The organism is Nocardiopsis tropica, assembly GCF_042660575.1.
In the GTDB taxonomy this organism is placed as follows: domain Bacteria; phylum Actinomycetota; class Actinomycetes; order Streptosporangiales; family Streptosporangiaceae; genus Nocardiopsis; species Nocardiopsis tropica.
Genome location: NZ_JBHSUF010000012.1, coordinates 131,897 through 143,119, shown reverse-complemented (window position 1 = coordinate 143,119; position 11,223 = coordinate 131,897). Strand labels below are relative to the sequence as shown.

General features: G+C 72.1%; 11 protein-coding genes. 8 read left to right on the top strand and 3 right to left on the bottom strand.

Annotated features, from left to right (window positions below; genetic code table 11):
* Positions 1 to 302 precede the first annotated feature (302 nt).
* Positions 303 to 1,268, top strand: a complete 966-nt coding sequence (locus tag ACFQBR_RS20315) for a nucleoside hydrolase (RefSeq protein WP_267947752.1) — start codon at positions 303 to 305, stop codon at positions 1,266 to 1,268.
* A 27-nt stretch (positions 1,269 to 1,295) separates the two neighbouring features.
* Here the strand turns inward: ACFQBR_RS20315 and ACFQBR_RS20310 are convergent, their stop codons facing one another.
* The gene (locus ACFQBR_RS20310; protein WP_344176638.1) at positions 1,296 to 2,129 is read right to left on the bottom strand and encodes a helix-turn-helix transcriptional regulator; all 834 of its coding nucleotides are present in this window, start codon (positions 2,127 to 2,129) and stop codon (positions 1,296 to 1,298) included.
* Positions 2,130 to 2,257: 128 nt separating this feature from the next.
* Here ACFQBR_RS20310 and ACFQBR_RS20305 point away from each other — a divergent pair, with 128 nt between their 5' ends.
* Both ACFQBR_RS20305 and ACFQBR_RS20300 read left to right on the top strand, forming a co-directional pair.
* Positions 2,258 to 2,536 carry an Atu4866 domain-containing protein gene (locus tag ACFQBR_RS20305; protein WP_344176640.1) on the top strand — a complete coding sequence of 93 codons (279 nt, stop codon included), beginning with the start codon at positions 2,258 to 2,260 and terminating at the stop codon, positions 2,534 to 2,536.
* Between the two features lie 336 nt (positions 2,537 to 2,872).
* The gene (locus ACFQBR_RS20300; RefSeq protein WP_344176642.1) at positions 2,873 to 4,183 is read left to right on the top strand and encodes an MFS transporter; all 1,311 of its coding nucleotides are present in this window, start codon (positions 2,873 to 2,875) and stop codon (positions 4,181 to 4,183) included.
* A 219-nt stretch (positions 4,184 to 4,402) separates the two neighbouring features.
* On the opposite strand, the gene ACFQBR_RS20295 is transcribed toward ACFQBR_RS20300, so the two are convergent.
* Positions 4,403 to 5,020 (bottom strand): DUF47 domain-containing protein, encoded by a 618-nt coding sequence (locus ACFQBR_RS20295; RefSeq protein ID WP_267947748.1) that lies wholly within the window; start codon positions 5,018 to 5,020, stop codon positions 4,403 to 4,405.
* A gap of 426 nt (positions 5,021 to 5,446) precedes the next feature.
* Between ACFQBR_RS20295 and ACFQBR_RS20290 the strand changes: the two genes are divergently transcribed.
* The 3 genes from ACFQBR_RS20290 (at position 5,447) to purM (ending at position 8,600) form a co-directional block, all read left to right on the top strand.
* Positions 5,447 to 5,908: a sterol carrier family protein gene (locus ACFQBR_RS20290; RefSeq protein WP_267947747.1), complete on the top strand. Its 462-nt coding sequence runs from the start codon at positions 5,447 to 5,449 to the stop codon at positions 5,906 to 5,908.
* A gap of 23 nt (positions 5,909 to 5,931) precedes the next feature.
* Positions 5,932 to 7,428 carry an amidophosphoribosyltransferase gene (gene purF / locus ACFQBR_RS20285; RefSeq protein WP_267947746.1) on the top strand — a complete coding sequence of 499 codons (1,497 nt, stop codon included), beginning with the start codon at positions 5,932 to 5,934 and terminating at the stop codon, positions 7,426 to 7,428.
* 107 nt (positions 7,429 to 7,535) lie between these two features.
* Positions 7,536 to 8,600 carry a phosphoribosylformylglycinamidine cyclo-ligase gene (gene purM / locus ACFQBR_RS20280; protein ID WP_267947745.1) on the top strand — a complete coding sequence of 355 codons (1,065 nt, stop codon included), beginning with the start codon at positions 7,536 to 7,538 and terminating at the stop codon, positions 8,598 to 8,600.
* 153 nt (positions 8,601 to 8,753) lie between these two features.
* Here purM and ACFQBR_RS20275 read toward each other — a convergent pair whose 3' ends face one another.
* Positions 8,754 to 8,981: a DUF3073 domain-containing protein gene (locus ACFQBR_RS20275; protein WP_267947744.1), complete on the bottom strand. Its 228-nt coding sequence runs from the start codon at positions 8,979 to 8,981 to the stop codon at positions 8,754 to 8,756.
* A gap of 252 nt (positions 8,982 to 9,233) precedes the next feature.
* Here ACFQBR_RS20275 and ACFQBR_RS20270 point away from each other — a divergent pair, with 252 nt between their 5' ends.
* Both ACFQBR_RS20270 and bldC read left to right on the top strand, forming a co-directional pair.
* Positions 9,234 to 10,067, top strand: coding sequence for a DUF8083 family protein (locus ACFQBR_RS20270; protein ID WP_267947743.1), 834 nt, complete (start codon positions 9,234 to 9,236; stop codon positions 10,065 to 10,067).
* Between the two features lie 705 nt (positions 10,068 to 10,772).
* Entirely contained in the window at positions 10,773 to 10,976 is a 204-nt protein-coding gene (gene bldC, locus ACFQBR_RS20265) for a developmental transcriptional regulator BldC (protein ID WP_013155387.1), read from the top strand.
* Positions 10,977 to 11,223: the final 247 nt, after the last annotated feature.

The following is an 11,223-nucleotide window of genomic DNA, read 5'->3' as shown; positions in this document are numbered from 1 at the left end:
AAGCCAGCCCGGTCCAAACGGACGCCCAGCGATGGTGGGGCGTTTCGGCTAGAAAGAAAGCCAGCCCGGTCCAAACGGACGCCCAGCGATGGTGGGGCGTTTCGGCTAGAAAGAAAGCCAGCCCGGTCCAAACGGACGCCCAGCGATGGTGGGGCGCTCCGGTCAAAGAGAACCCGCGCCACCCAGAACGAGCGCCCAGCGATGGTGGGGCGCTCCGGCCGAAGGGCCCTGGTCGGGGTCGGCGCCTGCAACCGACCGACCCCCTGTGCATCCCCCGCGGGGGACCCGAAGGAGAAGAAGGCGTGGCCACACCCCTGGTGATCGACACCGACACAGCGCAGGACGACTGCGTCGCGCTCCTCGTCGGGCTGCTGGACCCCGGGGCGGACCTGCGCGCCGTCACCATGGTCGCGGGGAACGTCGGCTTCGACCAGCAGGTGCGCAACGCCTTCCTCACCCTCAACGTGGCCGGGCGCCTGGGCGAGGTGCCCGTGTACCTGGGCTGCCGCCGCCCGCTGACCCGCCCGTGGGTGAGCGCGGAGAACGTCCACGGCGACGGTTCGGGCGGGCTGTCGATGGACCAGGCGGGACTGGAGCCGGAGTCCGAGCACGCGGTGGACGCCCTCGTCCGGCTGGCCGCCGAGAACCCCGGCGAGCTGTCCGTGGTGGCGATCGGTCCGCTGACCAACATCGCGATGGCCGTCGCCAAGGACCCCGGCTTCGTCCGCAACGTGCGCGCCCTGTACGTCATGGGCGGGTCCAACAACGGGCGCGGCAACATCACGGCCGCCGCCGAGTTCAACTTCTACGTGGACCCCGAGGCAGCCAAGGCCGTCTTCGGGGCGGGCTTCGACGTCACCGTGGTCCCGTGGGACCCGCTGACCCTCCGCCAGGCCGTGTTCGGCCAGGAGCGGCTGGACGCCCTCGCCGCGATCGGCACTCCGCTGGCCGACTTCTTCGGCCGGGTCTGCTCCGCCACGCTGGAGTTCGACCGCAGGGTGGGGATCGACGGCACCACCCACCCCGACTCGCTGACCGCCGCCGTCCTGCTCCGCCCGGAGCTGGTGCGCCGCGCCGGGCGCTACCACGTGGACGTGGAGACCGCCGGGGAGCTGACCCGCGGCTACTCGGCCATGTCCTGGGGCGTGCACGGACTGGAGCCCAACGCGACGGTGATCGAGGAGATCGACGCCGAAGGGTTCTTCGACCACCTCGTCGAGGTGCTGTCCCGGCGCACCTCCCCCGCCCGGGCGATCACCGGGCTGTAGGACGCGGCGGAGACGTCCCGCGCCCCCTCACACCTCGGCCCGCCGCGTCGCGTCGCTCGTGCCCAGCAGCGCCAGCGCCTGCGCGCTCCTGCTCCCGGGCTCGGCGTGGTAGATCACGAGCTGCTGGCCCCGGGCCCCGCGCACGTCGAAGGACTGGTAGACCAGCGAGAGCGCCCCGACGTCCGGGTGGACGAACTCCTTGGCCTCGCCGGTCTTGCCGCGCACGGTGTGGGACCGCCAGAGGTCGGCGAAGTCCGCGCTACCGCCGGTCAGCTCCGCGACCAGCGAGACGAGCCCGGGGTGGTGCGGGTCCAGCCCCGCCGCGTGGCGCAGGCTCGCCGCCGTCATGCGCGCCGCCCGCTCCCACCTCGCGTAGAAGGAGCGTGCGGCCGGATCGAGGAAGACCATGCGGGCCAGGTTGTCCGCCCTCGCGAACGGCGAGAACAGCGCCCCGGCCAGCGCGTTGGCGGCCAGGATGTCCAGGGCGGGGTTGAGCACGAACGCCGGGGTGCTGGGGTACCCGTCGAGGAGCTGGCGCAGCTCCGGGGCGACCGTCTCCACCGCGTCGCGGCGGCGCGCGTCCTCGGGCACCGCGCCCGCCAGGCGGTACAGGTGCTCCCGGGTGTCGTCGTCGAGCCTCAGGACCGCGCTGACGGCCTCGAGCACCTGCGCCGACGGGTTGCGCTCCCTCCCCTGCTCCAGTCGGGCGTAGTAGTCGCTGCTCATGCCTGCCAGGACCGCCACCTCCTCTCGGCGCAGGCCCGCGACCCTGCGGGGTCCGTAGGTGGGCACTCCGGCGTCCTCCGGACGGATCCGGGCCCTGTGCGCGCGTAGGAGGTCTCCGAGGTCGTTGCCGCTCATGCGCCCAGGCTACGCCGGAGTCCGGCGGGCTGCCTGGGTGTGCCACTCCCTGGCACGGGGCGTCCTGGCCGGTCCGGTCCCGGCGCCCCAGACTCCGGGGGAACCGATCACCGAGGAGGCACGGGACAGTGGCGACGAACACGGAGAGCACAGCGGGAACGAACGGGGAGCGGCGGCCGGACGTGGTGGGCATGTGGACGACCGCGGACGGCCACATCCGGCAGGAGCTCCGCCCCGACGGGCGGTACGACGAGGCGCGCGGCACGAGGCGCAGTGCGTACACCGGCCGCTACACGGTGACCGGGAACCACATCGACTACGTGGACGACACGGGCTTCACCGCCACCGGCGACATCCGGGACGGCGTGCTCCACCACGAGCACCTGGTCCTCTACAGGGAGGCGTGAACGGCTCCCCGGGCGGGCGGGGGCACGGCCCTCCCGCCGGCCCCGCGACGGGCGGGGAGGGCGTGCCCGTCGCCCGCCCCCGCCCCGGCCGCGTGTCGTGCCTCACAGCCGCCGGCCCTTGAGTGTGCCGTGAGGGCACGGGGTCTCGTGGTGTCCGGACCCGCGTCACCGGACACGAACGAGAGGGGCCTCTCATGGCACCGCCCGCCCTGACCGCGACGGAGGGCCTCCCCCCGTCGCCGGAGCGCACCGGGAGCGTGCCCGGCCGGTCGCCGGACCCCGGTCCCCGGCGACCGCCGAGGCACGTGGCGACCACCGGTGGGGGGTGAGGCGGCCGTGCGCCGCAGCTCCGCGGTCTACTTCGCCTCGTACGCGCTGTCCCTGCTGGGCAAGGGCATCGCCGCTGTCGTGATGCCGCTGCTCGTCCTCGACCGCACCGGCGACGTCCTGGCCGCGGGCGTGCTCGCGACCGCGGCGACGGCGGCCTCTGCCGTGACCGGGCTCGTCGCCGGGCTGCTCGTCGACCGGGTCGACCGCCGCAGGGTATCGGTCGCCTCCGACCTGCTCGCCGCGCTGACGGTGGCGGCGCTGCCGGTCGTCGACGCCCTCCGGGGCCTGGACATGGCCTGGTTCCTGGCGCTGGGAGTCGTCGGAGCGGTGGTCCGGGCGCCGGGGATGACCGCCCAGGAGACGCTGCTGCCCGCCCTCGCCGCGCTCGGCCCCGCCGGGCCGCGCCGGCTCGACCGGCTGATCGCCACCCGCGAGACGGTGGGCAACGTCCTGCTGCTGGCCGGCCCCGGCCTGGGCGGACTCCTCGTCGGCCTGCTCGGGCTGACCCCCGCGCTCCTTCTCGCGACCGCCGCGACGAGCCTGCTCGCCGCCGCGACGACGCTCGTGCTCGATCCCCGGGCCGGAGCCGTCCCGGAGCGGCGACGCGACCCGTCCGCCGCCGGCGGCGCGGTGCGCCGGGCAGGGGCCGACCTGCTGGACGGGTGGAGGTTCCTGGGCCGCAGCCGCCTCGTCCTCGGCGCCACCCTGGTCACCGCGATGCTCGTCGCCGTGCTGAGCTCCCTCCAGACCACCCTCATGCCCGCCTACTTCACCGGTGAGGGCCTTCCCGAGCTGACCGGGCTGACGCTGAGCGCGATCGCCGCCGGGAGCATCGCCGGATCCGCCCTCTACGCGGCCACCGCCGGGAGGGTCCGCCGCCGCAGCTGGTTCGTCGTCGGCATGCTCGGCACGCTGGTCGGGTTCGGCGCGGTGGGCAGCATGGCCTCCCCGTGGCTGGTGCTGGGCGCCGCCGCCCTGGCCGGACTCACCTACGCCCCGGCCTCGGCCGTGCTCGGCGTCCTGACCGTCGAGGCCACCCCCGACGCGATGCGCGGCCGGGTGCTCGGGGCCCAGAACACCGTCATGCTCTCCGCCCCCGCCCTCACCAGCGCCCCGCTCGCGGCCGTCGCCACCGCCGCAGGCCTGCCCGTCGCGGGAGCGGTGGTCGCCGCGCTCGCGGGCGCCACCGCGATCGCCGCCCTCCTCGCGCCGGCGTTCCGCTCGCTCGACGCCCCGGGCCCCCGGGAGGCGGACGGCCGTCCCGAGGGGGCGGGAGGCCCGGCGGAGCGGCTCCCGCGCCGGCAGGCCCCGGGGTAGGCGTGCGGGCCCCGCACCGGGGGTCGGGGGCCGTGCGGAACGGGAGGGAGAGCATGCGCCGTCCCCGCCCCCTCCCCGGACCGCCCGGGGGAGCCTGACGGGGTCCGGAAGGTGTGCGGCGGGAGGGAGGAAGGGGGGAGGGCGCGTACGCGGGAGCCCCGGTGACGGCAGGAAGGGGGACGGGGGACGGGGGAAGGGATCTCGGGCGCGGGGGCCGGGTCAGCTGTTCTTGACGACGATGGTCTCCACCGTGTTCGCGACGTGCTCGAAGGCGTCGGCGGCGGTCTCCAGCTCCTCGATGACGTCCTTGAGCTTGAGCACCGTCAGGGCGTCGTACTCCCCGCTGAACAGGTGGGCGAGGAGCTTGCGGTAGATGCGGTCGGCCTGGTTCTCCAGCTGGTTGATCTCGATCCAGTACCGGGTCAGGTCCTCCAGGGAGCGGAGCCGCGGCATCGCCTCGGCCGTCAGCTCGGCGGCGCGTTCGAGCACCTCGATCTGGTCGATGATCCCCTTCGGAAGCCGTTCCAGGCCGTAGAGGCCGATGAGGTCGACGGCGGCGTCCATGGAGTCCATGACGTCGTCCAGGTTCGAGGCCAGCCGGTAGATGTCCTCCCGGTGGATGGGCGTCGCCGTGCTCTTGTTCAGGCGGCGCATGATCGCGTGGGTGGCGTCGTCGCCCGCGTGTTCGCAGGCGCGCATCTTCTCGGTGATGGCCTCCCGGTCGGCGCCGTCACTCATCAGCTCCACCAACAGGCGCGCACCGATGACCAGGTTGTTGGCCGAATCGGTGAACATCTCGTAGTAGCTGTCATCACGCGGGCGCAAGCTCAGGCGCACGTCGTTCTCCCGATGGTGCGGTGGTGTTCCTTCGTGGATGTTAAGCGCGCCGGGCAGCTGGTCCAGCGCGGGTGCGCGGCGCGGCAGGGGCCCGGGAGCGGGGAGGGCGGGCGGGTGCGGGCCCGGTCACCCCGCGTTCATCTCCTGAAGCCGACGCGTGGAACTGCTTGGGGCGCGGGTTCCATCGCAATCCTCCCAATCTCGGCGACACCGGGACGGTTCGGGACGCTACCGTGTCCCGCTCCCGCTGGCCAGCGGAGCGCTGAGACAGGAATCACCCAATCGAGCGGAGACCGGTGGACAGCTCCACCGGCGTTCTGTGATGTCCACCTTCGGGCCATTCCGCCGCTATGACAAGTACCCCGTCGGTTCACACTTGCGATGACCCCGGATCCGCGCCGCACGGGCCCCTCTAGGCTTCTGTCCATGCCATCCGCTCTGAGCGCGAGCGCCGCCAGGCGCCTCCGCGAGTCCCTGGACGAACAGCTCTCGGCCCTGGGGGAGGCCCCCTTCGAGGGCGACGACGAGGCCGCCGTCGCCGCGTGCGCGCGGGCGGTGCTGCGCGCGGAGGAGCCCCTGAGGGGCGCCGTCAAGGCCGCCGTGAGGGGCACGCTCGCGGTGCTGGCCGACCGGGCGCCGGGACGCAGCCTGGAGGTGCGCGTGCCCCCGCACGGCGCCGTACAGGTGATCGAGGGGCCCCGTCACACCCGCGGCACCCCGCCCGGGGTCGTGGAGACCGACCCGCTCACCTGGCTGCGCATGGCGACCGGCCACACCTCCTGGGAGCAGGGGGTTTCCGAGCACCGGGTGCAGGCGAGCGGCGCCCGCTCCGACCTGTCCGGACACCTGCCCCTCTGGCCGGCCCCTCCCCGGGTGGTGCCGTGCTGACAGGCAGGCACTAAGCTGTGGGTGTGTCGTACTCCGACGGCCGGCTCTCCATGGACCTCGATCCGCTCGAACGCGGCCCGCAGGACGCCTGCGGCGTATTTGGGGTCTGGGCACCCGGCGAAGAAGTCAGCAAGCTCACCTATTTCGGTCTCTACGCTCTGCAACACCGCGGCCAGGAATCCGCGGGCATCGCACTGAGCGACGGGGAACGGATCGTCGTCTACAAGGACATGGGGCTCGTCTCCCAGGTCTTCAACGAGGCGACCCTGGACTCCCTGCGAGGCCACCTCGCGATCGGCCACTGCCGCTACTCCACGACCGGGTCGCCGGTGTGGGAGAACGCACAGCCGACCTTCTACACCGCACGCGAGGGGGGTCTCGCGCTCGGCCACAACGGCAACCTCATCAACACCCCGGAACTGGCCGCGATGCTGCCGGACACCCGCCGCGGCGCGACCACCGACACCGAGGTCCTGACGAACCTGCTGGCCGACCAGGCCAAGCGCGGGAGTTCCGTGGAGGACGCCGCCCTCGAGCTGCTTCCGAAGGTCAAGGGCGCTTTCTCCCTGGTGTTCATGGACGAGAACACCCTGTACGCGGCACGCGATCCGCAGGGCATCCGCCCGTTCGTGCTGGGCCGCCTCGGCGAGACCTCGGGCGCGGGCGGCTGGGTCGTCGCCAGTGAGACGGCCGCGCTGGACATCGTGGGCGCCACCGTCGTCCGCGAGATCGAGCCCGGCGAGCTCCTCACCATCGACGAGCGCGGGGTGCGCTCGCGCCGCTTCGCCCCCGCCCGCCGCAAGGGCTGCCTGTTCGAGTACGTCTACCTGGCCCGCCCGGACACCACCATCGCCGGGCGCAACGTCAACTCCACGCGCGTCGAGGTGGGCCGCCGCCTCGCCAGGCAGCACCCCGTGGACGCCGACCTGGTCATCCCGGTGCCGGAGTCGGGCACGCCCGCCGCCGTGGGCTACGCGGAGGCCAGCGGCATCCCCTTCGCCCAGGGCCTGGTCAAGAACTCCTACGTGGGCCGCACCTTCATCCAGCCCAGCCAGACCCTGCGCCAGCTGGGCATCCGGCTCAAGCTGAACCCGCTGCGCGAGGTCATCCAGGGCCGCCGCCTGGTGGTCGTGGACGACTCCATCGTGCGCGGCAACACCCAGCGCGCCCTGGTCAGGATGCTGCGCGACGCGGGCGCCGCGGAGGTGCACGTGCGCATCTCCAGCCCGCCCGTGCTGTGGCCCTGCTACTACGGCATCGACTTCGCCACCCGCGCCGAGCTCATCGCCGCGAACCTGGGCGTGGACGAGATCGCCGCGTCGGTGAACGCCGACTCCCTGGCCTACGTGAGCCTCGACGAGCTCATCGCGGCCTCCGAGGTGCCGAAGAACGAGCTGTGCCGGGCCTGCTTCGACGGCGTGTACCCCATCGAGGTCGACGCCGACTCCAGGGGCAAGTTCCTGCTGGAGAAGTCCTGCGGGACCCCGGAGGGCTCGACGCTGGCGACCAGCGACAAGTAACCACCGCGCGGCGGGCCGGTCGGGCCCGCCGCGCGTTCGCTCCGCCGTGCCCGCAGACGGGCCGCGGGGCGGCCCAACCACCGCAACACAGCACGAGGAGATCTCGCGTGGCAGCCGACAGCACAGGGGCGACGGGCGCGTACGCGGCCGCGGGCGTCGACATCGCCGCCGGTGAGCGCGCCGTCGACCTGATGAAGCGCCACGTGGCGCGCACCCGCCGGCCGGAGCAGGTCACCGACGCCAGCGGCTTCGCGGGCCTGTTCCGCCTGGACGTCGGCAAGTACAAGGACCCGGTCCTGGCGACCTCCACCGACGGCGTGGGCACCAAGGTCATGCTGGCCCAGCAGATGGACAAGCACGACACGATCGGCATCGACCTGGTCGGCATGGTCGTCGACGACCTCGTGGTGAGCGGCGCGGAGCCGCTGTTCATGACCGACTACGTGGCCTGCGGCTCCGTGGTCCCCGAGCGCATCGCCGAGATCGTCGGCGGCATCGCCGAGGGCTGCCACCAGGCGGGCTGCTCGCTGATCGGCGGGGAGACCGCCGAGCACCCGGGCGCGATGGAGCCCGGCGAGTACGACCTGGCCGGCGCGGGCACGGGCGTGGTCGAGGGCGACGCGATCCTGGGCCAGGAGCGGGTCCGCGAGGGCGACGCGGTGATCGCGATGGCCTCCTCCGGCCCCCACTCCAACGGCTACTCCCTGGTCAGGCACATCGTCGACCGGGCGGACCTGGACCTGTTCGCACACGTGCCGGAGCTGGACGGGGTCCTGGGCGAGGTCCTGCTCACCCCGACCCGGGTCTACGCCAAGGACTGCGTCGCGCTGACGGGCGAGGTCGAGGTGCACGCCTACTCGCACATCACCGGCGGCGGCCTGGCGGCGAACCTGTCCCGGTCCCTGCCCGGCCACCTGGACGCCGAGCTGGACCGCTCCACCTGGGCGCCCGCCCCCGTGTTCGGCTACCTCGCCGACAAGGGCGGCGTGGGCCGCGAGGACATGGAGGCCACGTTCAACATGGGCGTGGGCATGGTGGCGATCGTCGCGGCGGAGGACGCCGCACGCGCGCTGGAGGTCCTCGCGGACCGGGGCGTCCCGGCCTGGAGGCTGGGCACGGTGACGGCCGGTTCCGGGCGTTGCGCCCTGACCGGCGAGTACCGGGACGCGTGAGAAACGGACGCGAACATAGCCGGTGCGAACCACCAGAGTGGTTCGCACCGGCTATATCCACCTGTCCGCGACGGCTTCCCCGCGGGCAAGCCGTAACCGCTACAGGTCAGCGGTTGTCGTCCCGAGCGACCAGAAGTCTCGGCCCACTCCGTGCTACTTGTCGGAGTCCGAGTACTTGTCGGCAAGATCCGCGTAACGGTCGACCAGATCGTCCTGAGAATCCGTGTGGGACTCGTCCGGACCCAACGGCCCGGAGGGAGACCCCTCGTCCTCAGCGACACCCAGCTCCGACCGCAGCCGATCAAGGTCGGTCCCACCGGAGCTGTACTTGAGCTTCCGGGCGACCTTCTGCTGCTTGGCCTTGGCTCGGCCGCGCCCCATTGGCTCGACCCCCTCAACGATTGGGTTCCGACGAACCCGAGATCACTTACTAACCCGCACTATCGGGCTGACGGCCGTCAAACGCGACTGACGACAGGCGTCAGCTTACGTACACACACAACCGTACCTGGTCGGCCCCCGTCGTGCCTACGCCACCCGGGTGTGACGGATGTGGTGCGCGCACGGATCGCGGGCCGGAAGGGCGTTCCGGAGGTGAGTGCCACACGCAACGATATGTGCCACGATTCGATCGTGCTGCCCTACACCGCCTACCTCCGCGTCTACCAGCCGATCGAGTCCTTCCCTCCGCGCGACCGCAGGTACTGGGAGGCCTACGCGACCTCGCCCGGCAGGCCCCGGCGGGTCAACGCGCTCGCGGCGGAGCACACCGAGAGCCTGAACCGCCTCATCACCACGCCTCCGGTGGTGGCGCCCGAGGAGGAGAGCCGTGACGCCTACCTCCGCCGGGTGGACGAGCGCCTGTACGTCTGCCCGTGGCAGACCCGGCTGCGGTCGTGGCGGGCCTTCGCCGAGTTCAGCGCCGCGACGCCGGTGGCCCTGAGCGAGGCGTTCGTGCCCGGGCCGGAGGCCGAGCGGGCGGAGGACGGGTACCGGGAGTGGCGCGACTCCGGCGGGACGGTGCGGCCGGGCATCCTGTCGAGCAACTGGACCATCCCGGTCCCGTGGTTCGTCCCGTTCGAGGAGCGGGAGCGGTGCCTGGTCCTGTCGGCGAACTCCACCCGGACGCTCCTGTACCTGACGCGGACGGCGCTGGCGAAACGGCGGCTGGAGCACACCGCGGCGGTGCTGCGGGAGTACATCGGCGAGCACGCCGTGTCGGCCTCCACCGAGCAGCTGGTGGACTGGCTGTCCCTGACCGCCCACCCCGACTCGCTGCTGGAGCTGGACTACGGCGGCCTGCCCCACCTGCTCAGCGACGACCACCTGGGCGAGGACCGGTCGGTCGCCGAGGTCGCGGGGGCGGTGGAGGCCCTGGCCAAGGGGGACGCCGAGCGCGTGCTGGAGCTGAGGGAGCGGATCACGCGGCGCTGGAAGTCGGTGCGCGCCCTCCAGCACGCCAACTGAGGGTCATGTGTTGTGCACACTTTCGTGGACACCCGGGGGCGCACTGTCGTCATCCGAGGCGCCGAACACAGGTGCGCCACGCCGGACGCCAACCTGGTACACCAGGTTTCTCACTCCCCCCACAAGCTTTTTCGCACGTGAAAACGGTGTGAGATCCGGCGTCGCCCGCGCACGACATCAAGCATGGTGAAACTGGGCATAACGCCCGATAGGGATCGGCATAGACTGTAGCCAGTCGATCACTGAGTGCACTCTCAGTAATCAGAAAACCCTTGCCACGCCGGGAATCCACGCGGCCCGACCCGTCGGCCGGCCCCCGCGGGACCCGCCTCCACCGACGCACACCACTTCCCTCCGCACGGAGACCGGCCGGGGACCGCACCACCCGAGCACGAGCTCGGAGAGCGGGTTTCGGTCAGGCTTCCGTAGCACTTCGGGAACTCCGGATAGAGAAAAACGAGGCCGGAGAACGAAGTTTTGACCGAATACGCCACATGCCACTAAACGTGTCGCTAGAATCACTTAGCGTGACGCGGCCACGGGCGGCTTTCTTTGGCCTCCCACGTGCAAAGTTGCTTGGAGTGGTCGCACAATCACCTCGGGTGATGCCAATATAGACGTAGTGCAAATATTGGACATCCGGGCCAAGTGCCAGGATTAAGGCTCAAGGATCGGCACACAGATCCAGGAGGAGAGGCCGTACACATGTCAACTCGCACGCCCGAGGCGGAGCCCCTGTTGACCCCCGCCGAGGTTGCCACCATGTTCCGCGTGGACCCCAAGACCGTGACACGCTGGGCCAAGGCGGGCAAGCTGACCTCGATCCGCACCTTGGGCGGACACCGCCGCTACCGCGAGACTGAGGTCCGCGCTCTGCTGGCCGGAATCCCCAGCCAGCGTACGGAGTGATCTCCCCGGTCTGTGCCGATTCCGGGGGGAACGGCCGGACTCACTCCGGCTGCTGACAAAGGCTGACACGAATCGAGGGCGGGTCTCCCGAGAAGGGGGCCCGCCCCGCCGCGTTCCCCCGGCCCGCCGCGCCCTCGCCCCGCCCTCCTCCGGGACGGGAGGGAGGGCCGCCCGTGGACCGTCACTCTCCGCGCACGCCCGCCCCGCCCCTCCGGCGCGGGAACAGGAGTTGTCCACAGGCTGTGGA

What these genes read in the sequence shown, in the direction of transcription:
- bldC (WP_013155387.1), top strand. Translation starts at nt 10,773, where the DNA reads ATGTCAACTCGCACGCCCGAGGCGGAGCCCCTGTTGACCCCCGCCGAG.
- ACFQBR_RS20275 (WP_267947744.1), bottom strand. Translation starts at nt 8,981, where the DNA reads ATGGGGCGCGGCCGAGCCAAGGCCAAGCAGCAGAAGGTCGCCCGGAAG.
- ACFQBR_RS20310 (WP_344176638.1), bottom strand. Translation starts at nt 2,129, where the DNA reads ATGAGCGGCAACGACCTCGGAGACCTCCTACGCGCGCACAGGGCCCGG.
- ACFQBR_RS20290 (WP_267947747.1), top strand. Translation starts at nt 5,447, where the DNA reads ATGCCATCCGCTCTGAGCGCGAGCGCCGCCAGGCGCCTCCGCGAGTCC.